Annotated in this window: 19 protein-coding genes; 6 read left to right on the top strand and 13 right to left on the bottom strand. The window is 63.1% G+C overall.

The annotated features are described in order from the left end of the window. Positions 1-15: 15 nt before the first annotated feature. Positions 16-1,488, top strand: coding sequence for a PLP-dependent aminotransferase family protein (locus C8C92_RS11725; RefSeq protein ID WP_116744006.1), 1,473 nt, complete (start codon positions 16-18; stop codon positions 1,486-1,488). On the opposite strand, the gene C8C92_RS11720 is transcribed toward C8C92_RS11725, so the two are convergent. From C8C92_RS11720 to trxC, 5 genes are all read right to left on the bottom strand, one after another. Beyond that, entirely contained in the window at positions 1,457-2,047 is a 591-nt protein-coding gene (locus tag C8C92_RS11720; protein WP_099759740.1) for a DUF1287 domain-containing protein, read from the bottom strand. The genes C8C92_RS11725 and C8C92_RS11720 overlap by 32 nt on opposite strands. Positions 2,048-2,108: 61 nt before the next feature. After that, on the bottom strand, positions 2,109-2,444 hold the full coding sequence (locus C8C92_RS11715) for a DUF6616 family protein (protein WP_099759741.1): 336 nt from the start codon (positions 2,442-2,444) through the stop codon (positions 2,109-2,111). Positions 2,445-2,469: 25 nt separating this feature from the next. Further along, positions 2,470-3,216, bottom strand: a complete 747-nt coding sequence (locus C8C92_RS11710) for a HEAT repeat domain-containing protein (protein ID WP_099759742.1) — start codon at positions 3,214-3,216, stop codon at positions 2,470-2,472. After that, entirely contained in the window at positions 3,213-3,722 is a 510-nt protein-coding gene (locus C8C92_RS11705) for a MarR family transcriptional regulator (RefSeq protein ID WP_207781077.1), read from the bottom strand. The genes C8C92_RS11710 and C8C92_RS11705 overlap by 4 nt, the downstream gene beginning before the upstream one ends. A gap of 70 nt (positions 3,723-3,792) precedes the next feature. After that, complete coding sequence (gene trxC, locus C8C92_RS11700; RefSeq protein ID WP_116744001.1) at positions 3,793-4,245, bottom strand: thioredoxin TrxC; 453 nt, start codon at positions 4,243-4,245, stop codon at positions 3,793-3,795. A gap of 130 nt (positions 4,246-4,375) precedes the next feature. Between trxC and C8C92_RS11695 the strand changes: the two genes are divergently transcribed. Further along, entirely contained in the window at positions 4,376-5,806 is a 1,431-nt protein-coding gene (locus tag C8C92_RS11695; RefSeq protein ID WP_116743999.1) for a coniferyl aldehyde dehydrogenase, read from the top strand. Here C8C92_RS11695 and C8C92_RS11690 read toward each other — a convergent pair whose 3' ends face one another. Further along, positions 5,807-6,412, bottom strand: coding sequence for a LysE/ArgO family amino acid transporter (locus C8C92_RS11690; RefSeq protein ID WP_099759746.1), 606 nt, complete (start codon positions 6,410-6,412; stop codon positions 5,807-5,809). Between the two features lie 204 nt (positions 6,413-6,616). On the opposite strand from C8C92_RS11690, the gene C8C92_RS11685 reads away from it, so the two are divergent. Together C8C92_RS11685 and C8C92_RS11680 are read left to right on the top strand one after the other, a co-directional pair. Further along, complete coding sequence (locus tag C8C92_RS11685) at positions 6,617-7,507, top strand: LysR family transcriptional regulator ArgP (RefSeq protein WP_099759747.1); 891 nt, start codon at positions 6,617-6,619, stop codon at positions 7,505-7,507. A gap of 105 nt (positions 7,508-7,612) precedes the next feature. Continuing rightward, on the top strand, positions 7,613-8,644 hold the full coding sequence (locus C8C92_RS11680; protein ID WP_116743997.1) for an alpha/beta hydrolase: 1,032 nt from the start codon (positions 7,613-7,615) through the stop codon (positions 8,642-8,644). Between the two features lie 118 nt (positions 8,645-8,762). Here C8C92_RS11680 and C8C92_RS11675 read toward each other — a convergent pair whose 3' ends face one another. From C8C92_RS11675 to C8C92_RS11645, 7 genes are all read right to left on the bottom strand, one after another. After that, complete coding sequence (locus tag C8C92_RS11675; RefSeq protein ID WP_116743995.1) at positions 8,763-9,401, bottom strand: phasin family protein; 639 nt, start codon at positions 9,399-9,401, stop codon at positions 8,763-8,765. A 274-nt stretch (positions 9,402-9,675) separates the two neighbouring features. Beyond that, positions 9,676-10,011, bottom strand: a complete 336-nt coding sequence (locus C8C92_RS11670; RefSeq protein WP_099759750.1) for a hypothetical protein — start codon at positions 10,009-10,011, stop codon at positions 9,676-9,678. A 27-nt stretch (positions 10,012-10,038) separates the two neighbouring features. Continuing rightward, positions 10,039-10,410 carry a VOC family protein gene (locus C8C92_RS11665; RefSeq protein ID WP_099759751.1) on the bottom strand — a complete coding sequence of 124 codons (372 nt, stop codon included), beginning with the start codon at positions 10,408-10,410 and terminating at the stop codon, positions 10,039-10,041. A gap of 83 nt (positions 10,411-10,493) precedes the next feature. Further along, a complete protein-coding gene (locus C8C92_RS11660) occupies positions 10,494-11,099 on the bottom strand; it encodes a pyridoxamine 5'-phosphate oxidase family protein (protein WP_099759752.1) in 606 nt (201 codons plus the stop codon). 13 nt (positions 11,100-11,112) lie between these two features. Then, complete coding sequence (locus C8C92_RS11655; protein WP_116743993.1) at positions 11,113-12,381, bottom strand: YncE family protein; 1,269 nt, start codon at positions 12,379-12,381, stop codon at positions 11,113-11,115. A 57-nt stretch (positions 12,382-12,438) separates the two neighbouring features. Continuing rightward, the gene (locus C8C92_RS11650; RefSeq protein WP_116743991.1) at positions 12,439-13,332 is read right to left on the bottom strand and encodes a creatininase family protein; all 894 of its coding nucleotides are present in this window, start codon (positions 13,330-13,332) and stop codon (positions 12,439-12,441) included. Between the two features lie 153 nt (positions 13,333-13,485). Continuing rightward, positions 13,486-13,953 carry an SRPBCC family protein gene (locus C8C92_RS11645; protein WP_243420178.1) on the bottom strand — a complete coding sequence of 156 codons (468 nt, stop codon included), beginning with the start codon at positions 13,951-13,953 and terminating at the stop codon, positions 13,486-13,488. Between the two features lie 349 nt (positions 13,954-14,302). Here C8C92_RS11645 and C8C92_RS11640 point away from each other — a divergent pair, with 349 nt between their 5' ends. Both C8C92_RS11640 and C8C92_RS11635 read left to right on the top strand, forming a co-directional pair. Continuing rightward, positions 14,303-14,719, top strand: a complete 417-nt coding sequence (locus C8C92_RS11640) for a hypothetical protein (protein WP_099759755.1) — start codon at positions 14,303-14,305, stop codon at positions 14,717-14,719. Then, the gene (locus C8C92_RS11635) at positions 14,712-15,077 is read left to right on the top strand and encodes a hypothetical protein (RefSeq protein WP_116743987.1); all 366 of its coding nucleotides are present in this window, start codon (positions 14,712-14,714) and stop codon (positions 15,075-15,077) included. Before C8C92_RS11640 ends, C8C92_RS11635 begins: the two co-directional genes overlap by 8 nt. Positions 15,078-15,121: the final 44 nt, after the last annotated feature.

Raw genomic sequence — 15,121 nt, 5'->3', positions numbered from 1 at the left:
ACCAGCAGAAACCCCATGGAATTACATATCCTGATCGACGGCACGCGCGACCTGGGCGGCCAGCTGTACCGCCAGCTCAGCGCAGCCATCCGCTCGGGCCGCCTGACGGATGGCCAGCAATTGCCGCCCACGCGCCTGCTGGCCAGCCAGCTGGGCCTGTCGCGCAAGACGGTGTCCGACGTGTATGACAAGCTCGGCTATGAAAAGCTGCTGGTCGGCAAGGTCGGCGTGGGCAGCTTCGTGCAGACGCCGCACGCCTCGCCGCAGCGCCGCCATGCCAGCACGCCGCTGGCCAGCGCGCAGCGCATCGCCCGCTGGGAAGCGACGCCCACGCCTTTGCGCCGCGCCAGCCAGGAAACGCCCGCGCGCTACGCCTTCATCGGCGGACGCGCCACGCCCGCGCACTTCCCGCAGGATGAATGGCGCGCCTGCATGCTGCATGCGCTGCGCCAGGGTGGCCAGGCACGCGGCCGTTATGGCCCTGCGGAAGGCTTGCCCACCTTGCGCGCGGCGATCGCCGGCCATGCCGCCTTCAGCCGCGGCATCCATTGCACCGAGGAACAAGTGCTGGTCACCAGCGGCGCGCAGCAAGCCTTGCACTTGCTCGCGCTGACCCTGCTGGAGCCGGGCGACACGGTTGCCGTGGAAGAACCCGGCTACCCGGTGGCGCGCGCCGTGTTCGCCAGCCAGGGCGCGCGCGTGGTGGGCATCGACGTGGACGAGGATGGCCTTGTCGTCGCGCAAATCCCCGACGGCACGCGCTTGATCTATGTCACGCCCGCGCATCAATTCCCGCTCGGCATGCCGATGAGCATGGCGCGCCGCCACGCCTTGCTGGAGCGTGCCCGGCAGTTGGGGGCCATCATCATCGAAGACGATTACGACAGCGCCTTCCGCTATGAAGGCCGGCCCGAGGATGCGCTGCAAAGCATGGACCGCTATGGCGTCGTGGCGCACGTGGGCAGCTTTTCCAAGATCATGCTGCCGGAATTGCGCCTCGGCTATGTGGTGCTGCCGCAAGCCCTCGTAGCCGCCATGCAGACGGTGAAATACCTGAGCGATTGCCATACGGCCAGCCTGGGCCAGCATGCGCTGGCCAAGTTCATCGGCGATGGCCATTTGCTGCGCCATATCCGCCGCTGCCACGACATCTATGCGGGGCGGCGCGAACGGCTGCAGCACTGGTTCAACGGCCCGTTGGCACCGTGGTTCCGCCTGGTGCCGGCCAGCGCCGGCTTCCACGTGGCGGCGCTGGCGCAGGCGCCGCTCGATATCGCCGAATTGCTGCGCTGCGCGCGCCTGGCCGACGTCAGCCTGTATGCGCTGGCCAGCTTTTACCATGGCCCCGCCCGCCATGAAGGCCTGTTTCTCGGCTATGGCGCCATCGACAAACTCGATATCGACACGGCGCTGGCCCTTGTGCTGACGATCCTGCAAGAGATGGCGCCCCTGCCACTCAGCGGGGTTGCCAGCGATAGTGCCCCGTGATCGGATAGCTGAATAATATATTTTCCTCGCGCGCGCCCTCGCCGATGTTGTGGATGATCAGCGGCACGCCGCTCCACGACTGCTTGTCGCTGACGATGCCGATGTGCGTGAGGTTGCGCGGCAGGCGCCAGGTGACGATGTCGCCCGCGCGGTAAGCGTTCGCTTTCTTGCTTGGCGGCAGGCTCGTGCCGTGGCGGGCAAAGTAGGTACCCAGGTTCGGCACGCGGCGGTGGTCGATATTGCGGTCCGGCCCTTTCATTTGCCAGCGTCCCTGCTGCTGGTACACCTGCCACGCCTTGCGCATGTCTTCGTGCACCAGCACCTGCAAGTCCTGCCCCAGCTGGCGGTAGGCGCGCACCACCACATCCGTGCACACGCCCCGCTCCAGCGGCACGTCGCCGCCCGGATAGGCCAGCCGTTCATAGCGCGGATCGTACTGCACGGTCACGCCCACCTGCTTGCGGGCGGCGACGACGAGGGCTTGCGGGGTGGCAGGGATTGCCGACGCCAGCATGGGCGCCAGGGCAAGCATCAGGGTGGAAAGCAGTTTGATTGGCATCAACGTCGGTGGTGGAATGGAAATGCCAACTGTACCGCAGCGGCAAGAAAAACGTCGGGCGCTAGGCTGCGGCCAACTGCGCCAGGTGCGCGGGGAAATCCACGGCCGGTCCCGCCGCATTGATGGTCTCAAAGTAATCATGCCAGCCCGTGGCGGCGATGCCGGCCAGCAAGGTATCCAGTGCCGCCTCGTCCGGGAAGCGCCAGACGGCATAGAATTGCTGGGCAGCCGCGTGCAGCTTGCCGCCGTCGATGGCGCCCATGGCCAGCGCTTCGGCGCCGCTGCCCGACAGGGCCGCCATGCCGGCGCCCACCTTGGCGAAATACGCCTGGCGCGCGGCGCCATCGAGGGCCAGCCAGGCGGGTTTCGGGCTGTACAGTTCTAACAGGTAATGCATGGTTTCTCCTTAAAAAGATGAATCGTCAGGCCAGCGAGCGCTGGGCCCGCTTGCAGATGCGCTGTGTGGCGCCATTGGGACTTTCCTGCAGCCATTGCGCGCACAGGCTGCGTACCCAGCCTGGCTGGCTCTTGGCCGCATCGTTGAGCCAGTTGGCCACGGAATCCTGCACGTAGACGGCCGGGTCGGCGCGCAGGGGTTGCAACAGGGGCAAGGCCAGCTGCGGCTGTTCTTTTAACTGGGCGATATGCGCGCACCACACGCCGCGCGGACGCAGCGCTTCGCAGGCAAAGCGGCGCACTCTTTCCGACGGGTCCGCCGTCCACGGCGCCAGCAGCGCGATGGCGTCAGGCAGATGCTCTGCCAGATGGGGCCGCAGCGCCAGCCAGGCCCATTCGCGCACGCCAAAGTGGCCATCGTCGGCCAGCGGCCGCATGGCGGCCAGCTGTTGCGGCAGGGTACGGCCAGCCTGGGCGGCGATGGCAAAGCAGGCCCAGCCACGTACCGTGTCGGATGGATGCGCTTGCAGCAAAGCCAGGTCAACATTGGCCTCCAGCAGCAATTGCGCCGCCAGTGCCATGCGTTTGGTGATGCCCGCGGCGGCCTGCGCGCGCATCCGCTCCAGGCGGGCGGCGCCGAGATCGGGTACGGCTGCAGCCAGCAGCTGGGCGAAATCGATGGCCAGCCCCTCCGTCAGGGTGGCGCTGGCCACGCTGCCCCCATTCAGCAGAGCCAGCCGCGCGGGCGTCACGTCAGCGATGCCACCGCTCATGCAGCACCTCGGTCCGTCTTGCGCCAGGCTTTTTCCAGCAGTCCACTCAATAATTGCATCTCTTCCGGCGTGAAATCGGCAAACAGGCTGGCGATCCATTGCGCATGTTCATCGATCAGGGTGGCGGCGGCAGCTTCTCCCTTGGCGCTCAGGCGCACCAGCAGCTTGCGCCGGTCGACCTGGTCAGGATGACGCGCCAGGAAACCATCGCGCTCCAGACCGTCGAGCAAGCCCGTGATGGTGCCGCGCGTCACGCCGGCCCGCTCGGCCAGTGCGTGCGGCGAGAGTCCGTCAGGCACGTCGCGCAGCAGGGACAGCAAGACGAACTTGCCTTCCGACAAGCCGTGCCGGCCCAGGCGCGTGGCGCAATCGCCATCGATGGCCGATGCCAGGCCCAGCACTTCAAAGCACAGGCGCAAGCGCGCCGTGGACTGCGTCATGTCGAGACCGCTGGCGCGGCGCTGCACGTCACCCAGCAGGGCCGTATATTTCTGTTCGAGCTTTATCATATGGCGCAATATAATATGGCGCCATACTAAATGTCAAATGAAAACCAGTGATGGTTTGCCGAGCGGCTCACAGGCGGGCTTTGTCCCTGGCCCAGGCGACGATGGCATTCGCATCGATGGCGCCCGGCTGGCGCGCCACTTCCATGCCCTTGCGAAACAGGGCCAGGGTGGGAATGCTGCGGATATTGAAACGGCTGCCCAGGTCTGGCGACGCTTCCGTATTGACCTTGACGACACGAAACGCCGGCTCCAGTGTCCTGGCCGCTTGCACATAGAATGGCGCCATGCTGCGGCACGGGCCACACCAGGGCGCCCAGAAATCCACCAGCACGGGAATGTCGCTGCGTTCGATATGCTTGAGGAAACGGGCGCTGGCCAGGTCCACGGGCTGGCCCGTAAACAAATCCTTCTGGCACTTGCCGCAAGTGGGCTGTTCAATCAGGCGGGCGGCCGGCAAACGGTTGACGGCGTCGCAATGGGGGCACACGATGTGCAGGGAGTCTGGCGTGGTCGGGGTCATGGCATTCCTGGAAAGGGTAGCGTACAGTTGCCGGACATTTTACGGCGTATCGTGCGGCGGCGCTGATCCGCATAGTCCACTATAGTGTGCTGGAATGACGCGCATATTGCCCAGCCAGCCAAGGAGAAACATGCCTGATGTCGCAAACAACATGGAGCTGAAGAACGCCGGGCTGGCTGCCGCCCTGGCCGTGCAGCGTGCCGCCTGCCGGGCCCACCCCCTACCCACGCTGGCCGAGCGCAAACGCGACCTGCAAACCTTGCAGCGCTTCATCCGCGAGCATACAGACGCGCTATGCGAAGCGATCAGCGCCGATTATGGCAACCGCTCCCGGCACGAAACCTTGCTGGCGGAGATCTTTCCCGCCATCGACGGGATCGATCACGTACTGAAACAGTTGAAAAAATGGATGAAGCCGCAACGCCGCAGCGTGGACTGGCGCACTTTTCCAGGCGCCCGCAACCGCGTACTGCCCCAGCCGCTGGGCGTGGTGGGCGTTATCGTGCCGTGGAATTTCCCCATCAACCTGAGCCTGGTGCCTTTGACCTACATCTTCGCCGCCGGCAACCGCGCCATGGTCAAGATGAGCGAGAATTCACGCCACCTGGCGCAACTCTTGATCGAGAAGATGCCCGCCTATTTTCCGCCGGACAAGCTGCAGTTTTTTGACGAGACGGGCGGCGTGGGTATTGAATTTTCACAACTGCCGTTCGACCACCTGCTGTTTACGGGTTCCGGCCAGACGGGCCGCGCCGTCATGGCGGCGGCCGCGCGCAATCTGTGCCCCGTCACCCTGGAGCTGGGCGGCAAGGCGCCGGCCATCGTCTGCGCCGATTTCGACGTGCGTACGGCGGCCGAGCGCATCCTGTTCGTCAAATACCTGAACGCGGGGCAAATCTGCACCAGCGTCGACCACGCCTGGCTGCCCGAGGCCAGCATCGCCGCCTTCGTCGAGCATGCGCGCCAGATCATGCCCACGCGCTACCCGCGGCTCGATACGCCCGATTACACGTCCATCATCGACGAAGCCGCCTTTGAGCGCCTGCTGCTGGCGCTCGACGAAGCGCGGGAACGGGGCGCGCAAGTGATTGCGCTGCTGCCGGGTCCAAGCCACGACCGCGCCACGCGCAAGATCGCGCCGCACATCGTGCTCGACGCGCCCGCAGACAGCCTGCTGCTGACGCGCGAAATCTTTGGCCCCATCCTGCCGCTGCGCGGCTATACAGATCTGAACACGGTGATCGACAGCATCAACGCGGGGCCGCGCCCGCTGGCCATCTATCCGTTCAGCAACGAAACAAGTACGGTGCAGTTGCTGATCGACCGGGTGATGTCGGGCGGCGTGTCCGTCAACGACGCGCTGTACCACGTGGGCCAGCACGACCTGCCGTTCGGCGGCGTTGGCGAGTCCGGCATGGGCCACTACCACGGCGTGGAAGGTTTTCACACCTTCAGCAAGCTGCGCCCCGTGTTTTATCAGGCGCGCTACAGCGCGTTGAAACTGCTGTGGCCGCCGTATGGCAAGCTGGCCAGCCGCGTATTGAACTTCCTGACCCGCTGATTACAGGAACAGCGAGGCGGCGATGGCCCACATGACGACGGCGATGATGCCATCGAGCACGCGCCAGGCCATGGGCTTGGCAAACACGGGCGCCAGGTAGCGGGCGCCAAAGCCCAGCAGGAAGAACCACAGGGCCGAAGCCAAGATGGCGCCACCGGCAAAGTAGAAGCGTCCCACACCTTCATGCTGTCCGCCGATCGAACCGAGCAGGATGACCGTGTCGAGGAAGGCGTGCGGGTTTAGCAGGCTGAACGCCAGCGCCGCGCCGATCACGGCCCAGTAGCCTTCGGGCGACTTGGCCGCCGATACCGTCAGGGCCGTTGGACGCCAGGCCGACTTGGCCGCCCGCAAGCCATACGCGATCAGGAACGTGGCGCCACCAGCCTTGGCCCACAGCAAGAAATTAGGATTGTCGGCAATGAAAGTGCCCATGCCGGCCACGCCGGCCGTGATCAAAATCGCGTCGCACAGCAAACAGACGAGTATGCAGGTGAGCACGTAATGGCGCTTCAGCCCCTGCTTGAGCAAGAATGCATTCTGCGTGCCGATGGCCACGATCAGGCTCGCTCCGAGCCCCATGCCTTTCAAGAAAATTGCGCTGTCCATATCGATTCCTTTCTATTGCTTTCCATCACGCGCACGGCCGCCCACGCTCTGCCGGCAACGGCAAAGTCATCAGAGGTAGGTGGAGGGTGGTGCGGAACCAGGAGGACCGCGCGGGAGAGTGGAGTTGTTACCCTATTTCAACAGTGTAAAGAAAAAGTAAATATAAGTATAATGAATGATTCTAACCATATATAAGAGAATCTTATGCGCGTCGTCGATTACCGTGGATTGGCCGCCCTCGACGCCGTGATTGGCCTGGGCAGCTTTGAAAAGGCCGCGCAGGCACTGGCGATCAGCCAGCCGGCCGTGTCGCAGCGCATCCGCACCCTGGAAAACCTGGAAGGCACTTTGTTGATCATCCGCAGCCACCCGCCCCTGCCCACGGAAGCGGGCCAGCGCCTGATCGCCCATTACCGGCAAGTCAAGCTGCTCGAGGCGGCGCTCGACGCCCAGCCCGGTCCCACCACGCAATTGCCGGAGCTGGCCATCGCCGTCAACGCCGACAGCGCCGCCACCTGGATCCCGGAAGCGCTGGGGCCGCTACTCTCGCCGCCGTCCTGCCTGCTCGATATCCGCCTCGACGACCAGGACCACACCCTGAGCCAGCTGCGCGAAGGCCGCGTATTTGCCTGCGTCACCAGCGCCAACGACCTGGTGGCCGGCACCACGGCCACGCCGCTGGGCGGCATGCGCTACCTGTGCGTGGCCTCGCCCGCGTTTGCGCAGCAATGGTTTCCCCATGGTTTTACGGTGGAGGCCGTCAGCCAGGCGCCCGCCATCACGTTTGGCAGCAAGGATGCACTGCACGAGCGCTATCTGCAGCACCGCCTCGGCTACACGGGCCGCTATCCGCACCATGTGCTCGGTTCGGCGCGCGATTTCGTGCGCTTCATCGAAGCGGGCTATGCCTATGGCATGGTGCCTTTGCTGCAGGCGGAGACGGCGCTGGCCACTGGCAGGCTGGTCGACGTGGCAGCCGGGCAGGCGCTCGACGTGCCCCTGACCTGGCATGCCTGGGATATCCAGACGCCGCTCACGCGCACCCTGTCGGACGCCGTCATCGCCACGGCGCGCAAATGGCTGCTACAGGATTGATTGACGCATGCAACATTTATCTATGCTGGACAGCAACTTCCCCATGTGCGCCCTGCCCTGCCTGGCCTACACTGCAAACATGACCCATCACCATCAGGAGCTGGCATGACGACCCTGCGCACCACATTGCTCGGTTTGCTGGCGACCATCCCGCTCGCCGCCGGCCTGGCAGCTTGCTCACCCTTGAGCGTCATCAATGCCTTGTCGTCCGGCAGCGCCTCGCAAGTGACGCGGGGCCTGGCCTACGGCCCCCTGCCGCGGCAAAAACTCGATGTGTATGCCCCCAAGACCCGCACGGGGCCCGTACCCGTGGTGGTGTTCTTTTATGGCGGTAACTGGACGGCGGGCGAGCGCGCCGACTATGCCTTCGTTGGCCACGCGCTCGCTGCGCGCGGCTACCTGGCCGTGATCGCCGACTACCGGCTGTATCCGGACGTGCACTACCCGGAGATTTTGCAGGATGCCGCCCGCGCCGTGGCCTGGGCCGCGATGGAATCGAGCCGCCATGGCGGCGACCCCGCCCGTTTGTTCGTGATGGGCCATAGCGCGGGCGCCTACAATGCGGCGATGCTGGCGCTCGACGCCAGCCTGCTGGCGCGCCACGGCATGCACCCGCACGACTTGCGCGGCTGGATAGGCTTGGCCGGTCCCTACGATTTCTTGCCGATCGAAAATACCACCACCCGGCCCGTCTTCTTTTACCCGGATACGCCCGCCGCTTCGCAGCCCATCCACCACGTGACGGCCGAGGCCCCGCCCGCCCTGCTGATCGCCCCCTTGCCCGGACAGGACAAGCTGGTCAATCCACAACGCAATACGGGCGGCCTGGCCACCGCCTTGCGGGCACTGCACCGGCCCGTGACGGAAACGTATTTCGAAAAGGTCAGCCATACTACCCTGGTCGCCTCGCTGGCCAGCCCCCTGCGCATGCTGGCCCCCACGCTGGACGCCGTGAGCGCCTTTATCGATGCCAACAGCAAGGTCGATACCATGCTGACACGTAAGATGGGCGCGGGCACGGGCGTGGGCACGGACGGGCGGGAAACTCCCCCCACGCCGCCACGTCCTGCAACGGCGCAAAGCACCGCCACGCAGGCTGTCGTCGCGCGCGCCCACGACAAAACGCCCGCCCCCTGAAGGACGGGCGCTCTGCCCGGACCACTACGCACGATGCTGCGCGTCAACCAGCCGCATCCCAAGGCTCGGCCCTTGCGATGCGGATTCAGCTGGCATTCAGCTACCGGCAGCAGCCCGCTTACTCTTTACGGCTGGCGCTGCTGGTTTTGCTTTGTGCGGAGCCCGCTTGCGATGCGCTGCCGCTGGCGGAGCTTTCGCTGCCGGCCGACTGCTGGCTACCTTGCTGGCCAGCGCTTTGCAGGCTTTGACCATCACGGCTTTGCGCGCCGCGCTGCTGATCGCGGTTGGCGCCATTTTGATGGTAAGCCTGAAACGGTTCGGCGACGCGCTGCATGGCTTCCTGCTGCTTGCGCACGTTTTTCTGCGTTTCTTCCGAAGCCGTGCGGGCCACTTCTTCGGCCAGCGCCTTGGCCGTACGGCTCGTTTCATTCACATGCTGCTCGGCCACGTTGGCCAGTTCGACCTGCGTATCGGCGGCCAGACGCGACAGCTGTTGCTGATACTTGCGCAATTGCTCGGCGGCTGGCTGGCCCGCTGCGGCAGCCACCTGGAACACATCTTCGGCACGCTCGACCGTCAGCAGGTTCTGGCTGGTAACAGTGGTTTCTTCCAGCAAGCCTTGCGCCAGCTGCATGTTCAGGTCACTGAAGTGCTGCACCGACTGGAACATGGACTTCGACAGACCATTGAAAAAAGCCAGTTGCGCTTCCAGGTGGTTTTTGACGGCTGGGGTAACACTACGGGAATATGGATACATGGAGTTCCTCATTAAATAGCGGTTGGGTAGACACAAGGCGACACCCCCGGTTGTCGAACGGTGAAGCAGACGACCGGGCTACGCCACGAAACGCGAAAAAACATATCCGATTGGTGGGAAGATGCTTTGCAACGCGAGTCCCAAGGCTACGTGAGCACCGCAGGTGAGGCATGATCTGGATCAAACGTGCGCTAAGCTGCGCAGAAAGTTTTGGCTGGACAGCTTGCCCTTGGCAAACGTCAGTGACAGGAAGGAAAATCTGTGCCAGGCACGCTCAACGCGCGGCGCCGGTGCCCGGCACGACGGGCTTGTAGCCATGGCTGCGCAGCGAAGCTTCCAGCCAGCGGTTGCCATACCAGCCACGTGCCAGCAGGTAACTGAGCTCTGCGGCGGCCATCAGCAGCATCATGGGACCGATGTGCAGTTCGGTGGCCAGATGGCTGCCAAACCACAGGCAGACATCCATCGCCAGCATCAGCAGCAATAGCCACCAGCGGCGCTTGGCCACGGCCCAAAACGAGCCCAGCAACAGGGCCGGCCAGGAAAATCCCGTTTTCACGTAGGCATAGCGGCCCGCATCGTCGGCAAACAGGGTGGCGCTGTGCTTCATGCTGCTCTCTTCTGGTAATGAACGGTGTCAGGGTTCGGGATGGTGGCAGACGGCTTCGACATTGTGACCGTCCGGCCCCAGCACGAAGGCGCCATAGTAATTCGGATGATACATGGCGCGGATGCCGGGGGCGCCGTTATCCTTGCCGCCCGCTGCCAGTGCCGCCTGGTAAAACGCGTCCACCTGGGCGCGGTTGCCCGCCGTGAAGGCGAGATGCATACCGGCATGCGGCGTGCCGCCCACGCCAAACCAGAAATCGGGCTTGCCATCCTTGCCCAGGCCAACCCATCCCTGCTCTTCCATCACCACCGACACGCCCAAGGGCGCCAGGGCGGCCGAAAAGAAGGCCTTGCTGGCCTGGGCATCGCTGACATTCAAACCGATGTGATCAAGAATCATGATGGTGCTCCTCGCAGGTAAGGGGACAGCTAAGGGGACAGCTAATGCAGTATGCGCCAATATTGCCTTTAAAGCAAGCAAAGCTACAGATCCGGCGCGTAGCGGGCGACCATCTGCGCCTGCGTTTCCTGCGGCCCGCTGCCGCCCGTCTGCTCCGCAATCATCTGGCCCATCGTCGGCAAGACGCAGCGTTCGACTTGCGCCGTGCTGTCCCACAGGCGCGCACGCATGAGGGCCTTGGCGCAGTGCAAGTAAGCCTCGGCCACGCGCAGGCGCATGACCAGGCGTGGCGGGTTGCGCTCGGCGGCAAAGTGCGCCAGCAGCGCCGGATCGTCGCTGAGACTGGCCTCGCCATTGACGCGCAAGGTTTCATCGACGCCGGGGATCATGAACAGCAGCCCCGCCCTGCCCGTCTCGGCAATATTGCTGAAACTGTCGAGGCGGTTATTGCCCTTGGCATCGGGCAGCAGCAAGGTATGGGCATCGAGCACGTGCACGAAACCGGGCGCGCCGCCGCGCGGCGAGGCGTCGAGCTGACCGCCAGCGCCGCCCGTGGCCAGCACGACGAACGGCGACAGCCCGATAAAGGCGATGCAATGCGGGTCGAGACGGTCGAGCTGCTTGCTCAGCGAACGCCCCTGCGCGGGCGGATAATGCGCGCGCAGTTGCTCCAGCGAATCGATTTCCATGCGCTTCCCCTGCCTAGCGCAGGTTGCCCGTATGGCCGAGCGAATAACGGCCCGGCTGCGGCCACACGGTCAGGCCGTGCGGTTCCTGGCCAACTTTCACCTTGGACACGTCGCCGCTGTTCGTATCGATGCGGTAGACCACATCGTCGAAACGGCCGGACAGCCACAGATACTTGCCATCGGCGCTCACATTGCCCATGTCGGGGCTGCCGCCACCGGGAATCGGCCAGTTCGCCACCACTTTTTCGGTGGCGAAATCGATTACGCTGACGCTGCCCTTGCCATTGCGCTTGCCGTGGATGCGGTGCGTGCCGCGGTTTGCCACGTACAACTTTTTACCGTCACGGCTCGGGTACAAGCCATGCGCGCCCACGCCCGTCTGGATGAAGCCGATTTCCTTCAGGGTGGCGCCATCGACGATGTGCACGCCGTCGGCGTCCATGTCGGCGATAAAGAATTTCTTGCCGTCTGGTGAAATGCGTATGTCTTGCGGCATGCCCTTCTTGACGCTGCAGATTTCATTCGCGGGACCGCCCACGGGACCGGACTCGGCAAAGCGCTTGGCCGGCATCTGCAATTTCAGGTAGCCGTCGACCTTGCGCCCCACCAGGTCGATCTTGGCGATGGTGCCGTCGAACTCGCAGGTGAACATGGCGTAGCGGCCGTCATTCGAGAAATCCGCATGGTTGATGCCGCCGCACTGGGGCGTGTCGATCGAATACTGTACCGCCATGGTCTTCGGATCGCGGAAATCGAGGCGGTGGCGCGCTTCGGCCACGACGATGGCCGACTTGCCATCCGGCGTGAAATACATATTGTAGGGATCATCGACGGGCACTTCCTTGCCCGGCTTGCCCGTCAAGGGGTCGACCGGCGTCAGACTGCCCTTGTCCGTGCGTTCGGCATTGTTCGCCACCCACAGCGTACGCAAGTCCCACGACGGCACCACGTGCTGCGGGCCGCTGCCGACCTTGAACTTGTCGACCACTTTCAGGCTGTCCTGGTCGATCACGTACACATCGTTCGAGCGCAGGTTGGGCACATAGACTCTGCGCAAGTGATCCTTGACGACGGGACTCATATTGCTGCTGCCGATGCTGCCGTATACGTTTTTCGGGTCCAGCAGCGGCGGCATGCCCGGCAGCGGCGAATAGGCGGCAGCCGGCGCGGCGGCGGGGACCGGCGTGCTGGCGCCGATGACCTGGCTGGCCACGCCCAGGCCGGCCAGTGCGGCAGCCAGGGCGGACAAGGTGACGATGGTGCGTCGTTGAGATTTTTTCATGTGATTTCGCGTCGTTTCGTTGCAAAAGCCGCCAGTTCAGCACTGCCGGCGGAGAATTTACTTGTTACGTTGCAGCAATTGCTTGATGGCGGCCACCGACGTATCCACCTGCAGCTTGATGCCGATCTGGCCCAGTTCAGCCGTGGCACGCGTGGCGTCGCCGCGCACGCCGTCCGCCACACCGGGCTTCGGTCCGTGCGCCAGGGCCTCGCTGCGCACCAGCGACGGGTCCGTCGCCAGCATCAGCGCCGCGTCCGCCAAGCCTGCATGCAGGCCGATCTCGGCGCTGCTGTGGCCGCGCTTCTGCAGCTCGGCAATATATTGCGATTGCGTGATGTCATAGTAATCGAGCAAGGCATACGCGCGCGCATCTTTGGCAGCGGATGCTTTGCCCCAGGCTCGATTGAGCTTATTTGCCACATTCTGCTCGTTCTTCTGGTAACCACCGTGATCACCAAGGAAAATGATGTCGCGAAAACCATGCTGGCGCAGGCTGGCGGCCGCGCCTTCCAGCACGGCCTCGAAGGCGGCTGGCGGTATCGAAATCGTGCCGGCAAAGCGCATGTGGCTGGCCGGCGGAGAAATCGCGCCTTCCGGCACGTAGGACACGACGGGGGCGACGATGGTATTGCCCAGCTTTTGCGCAATCTGGCGCGCCAGCAGACCGGCACGCACATTGTGCTTGCCCAGCGCGATATACGGCCCGCTCTGCTCGACGCCGCCGATCGGCACCAGCACGGTGGTGGCGCCGTGGTCGATACGGCTGCGCAGCTCCGTGCTGGTCAGTTCTTCCAGCATGACGCTGCTGCTGGCAGGCGTGGCCGCCAGGGCGGACGCGGCAGGAATCAGGCAGAACAGGGTCAAGGAAAACACGGAGCCGAATGGCTTGGACAGAATGGAAGGCGCGCACGGCGCAAGAGGTACATTCGGCCGGGGGAACTGCAGAGTCATAAGCAAACATCTTTCCAAGGTCAAAGCGTGACGCCGTGCCCGGCCTTGCCAGGCAAGCTGGCTGCCACGCAGGAATTGTATTCCATCATGACGGGAAGGGCACGTTAATTTGCGGCAGTGCTTTGCAAGGAATTGACGAGGGAAAACTATCTGTCAGGCTGTTGTCGCCTTGGCCCCATCCACCTCGCCATCATGGAGAGCCGCGTGGCGTTTCTCGGCATAGGCCTTGAGCGAGCGCATCGTTTTGGGTAGCCCTTGCCGGACTTGTTTGGCAACGCCTGGCCCGAACAGAAAGGCAAGCGCTCCAGTGAACCACACGCGGTGAACGACTTCCGCTCCGCCATCCACTGCGGCAACCGTGTGCTCGAAGTGGATGCGGAACAGCGGGATGTAGCCCTCGACGGTGAACGAGCGGCCTGCGGTGCGCTCGGTAAGCACCATCGGAATACCCATCCCCTTGTTCGGCACGATCCTGCCCTGTGTTCCCGCTGCGAATGGCCCATTGAGCCGGGCTTGCTTGGTATCCGGATCCCACAAGTGCCATCGGTCGACCTCGCTCCAGATTTGATCGATGACCGTGGGCGGGACTGCAATGTGGATGCTTTCTTCAATATGCGCCAATTGGGGGATCTCCCTATCATTGTGATAAAAGTAACTGCGTCTGCTATCCGGCATCGCGCAGTGCCTGGGTATTGGTCAGCGGCATAGCAATTATCAAAAGATACTCCGCCAGCAGGAACAAACACCGCGGCTTTTCCTGTACATCGACAAAAAATATACCTGCCGCAATTGGAGGATACACTGTTTTCTTGCCATATAAATAAAGTTGAATTCTGGCTATACTTGTCGCAGACAAAGCCGGACCATCATGACAGCCTTATTTGGCGCCAAGATTAAGGGGTGCGCCAGTGAGCAGGAACCACAAGCTGCGGTTCGTCATGGCCGTGAGCCTATAGGATGTTGAGAGATTATGAACGCGACACATTGGCGGGTTGAAGAGCTAAAGCATCACGCTGCGGATATCGTCTGGCTTGATGCCGAGGATGCTCGCCACGCATATCATTTAGTGGGCCTTCATGATTCGAAGACGCATCTCGGCCTGGACGTTAACACCGTTGCCTCCATCGAGCGGTTCGCATTCGGCGATGACGTGGTCAGCGCAACCAGGTGGTTACGTGCCCGTATGCCGGGAAGTCAGCAGGTCGTAGTTGTGTTTGGAGAAGACGAATGCTTCGTATGCAGCAGTGTGTTCCTGGTCGAAAATTGGTCGGATATTGTTGTCCCTTCACGTGACGACGCGATGATCTATTCGAACGACACGCCGCTTATCCTGTTTTATTGCCATGAAAATGCATACGAGGTGGGGCAGCGAATGGCCTATGATTAAAGGCAGCGTTCGGCCAGGAGCCGCCGCTGCGTTAGAGCTACACCCGGCCCTGATTAACTCGACAGATATGTGCAACAAGCAAGTAACGATAGATCTTACCTACGCGAAGAACGCATTGTTCGTTCGTCAATCCGTTGCGGTCGCTTTTGGCGTGCCAATCGATAGGGAAATAACTTGGAACTTCCTTCAAGATCTGCTCTGTAATTCCAGCGAGTTTGCATTACCTGCGCGGGTGTTGGTCTGTGGCCTGCCAAGTGTTAGCGGCGCGATTGGAGATGAGATTCGAATGCTCCGCACCTTTCTCCGCGCGCTTGCGACAACGCGAAGCATCGAAGTTCAGATTGTTTTGCACGATTAAACATGTAGTGCTCGTCCCCTAATCTGGGGGACGACAGTTGCCGT

Origin of the sequence: Janthinobacterium sp. 78 (genome assembly GCF_003096775.1) — a bacterium.
In the GTDB taxonomy this organism is placed as follows: Bacteria; Pseudomonadota; Gammaproteobacteria; order Burkholderiales; family Burkholderiaceae_D; genus Janthinobacterium; species Janthinobacterium tructae.
The sequence above is the reverse complement of the archived record's forward strand: the minus strand, read 5'-3'. Positions and strand labels throughout refer to the sequence as shown.

Bases quoted from the DNA above. Each gene is read 5' to 3' on its own strand.
- C8C92_RS11725 (WP_116744006.1), top strand. From the start codon at position 16: ATGGAATTACATATCCTGATCGACGGCACGCGCGACCTGGGCGGCCAG.
- C8C92_RS11720 (WP_099759740.1), bottom strand. From the start codon at position 2,047: ATGCCAATCAAACTGCTTTCCACCCTGATGCTTGCCCTGGCGCCCATG.
- C8C92_RS11715 (WP_099759741.1), bottom strand. From the start codon at position 2,444: ATGCATTACCTGTTAGAACTGTACAGCCCGAAACCCGCCTGGCTGGCC.
- C8C92_RS11710 (WP_099759742.1), bottom strand. From the start codon at position 3,216: ATGAGCGGTGGCATCGCTGACGTGACGCCCGCGCGGCTGGCTCTGCTG.
- trxC (WP_116744001.1), bottom strand. From the start codon at position 4,245: ATGACCCCGACCACGCCAGACTCCCTGCACATCGTGTGCCCCCATTGC.
- C8C92_RS11695 (WP_116743999.1), top strand. From the start codon at position 4,376: ATGCCTGATGTCGCAAACAACATGGAGCTGAAGAACGCCGGGCTGGCT.
- C8C92_RS11690 (WP_099759746.1), bottom strand. From the start codon at position 6,412: ATGGACAGCGCAATTTTCTTGAAAGGCATGGGGCTCGGAGCGAGCCTG.
- C8C92_RS11685 (WP_099759747.1), top strand. From the start codon at position 6,617: ATGCGCGTCGTCGATTACCGTGGATTGGCCGCCCTCGACGCCGTGATT.
- C8C92_RS11680 (WP_116743997.1), top strand. From the start codon at position 7,613: ATGACGACCCTGCGCACCACATTGCTCGGTTTGCTGGCGACCATCCCG.
- C8C92_RS11675 (WP_116743995.1), bottom strand. From the start codon at position 9,401: ATGTATCCATATTCCCGTAGTGTTACCCCAGCCGTCAAAAACCACCTG.
- C8C92_RS11670 (WP_099759750.1), bottom strand. From the start codon at position 10,011: ATGAAGCACAGCGCCACCCTGTTTGCCGACGATGCGGGCCGCTATGCC.
- C8C92_RS11665 (WP_099759751.1), bottom strand. From the start codon at position 10,410: ATGATTCTTGATCACATCGGTTTGAATGTCAGCGATGCCCAGGCCAGC.
- C8C92_RS11660 (WP_099759752.1), bottom strand. From the start codon at position 11,099: ATGGAAATCGATTCGCTGGAGCAACTGCGCGCGCATTATCCGCCCGCG.
- C8C92_RS11655 (WP_116743993.1), bottom strand. From the start codon at position 12,381: ATGAAAAAATCTCAACGACGCACCATCGTCACCTTGTCCGCCCTGGCT.
- C8C92_RS11650 (WP_116743991.1), bottom strand. From the start codon at position 13,332: ATGACTCTGCAGTTCCCCCGGCCGAATGTACCTCTTGCGCCGTGCGCG.
- C8C92_RS11640 (WP_099759755.1), top strand. From the start codon at position 14,303: ATGAACGCGACACATTGGCGGGTTGAAGAGCTAAAGCATCACGCTGCG.
- C8C92_RS11635 (WP_116743987.1), top strand. From the start codon at position 14,712: ATGATTAAAGGCAGCGTTCGGCCAGGAGCCGCCGCTGCGTTAGAGCTA.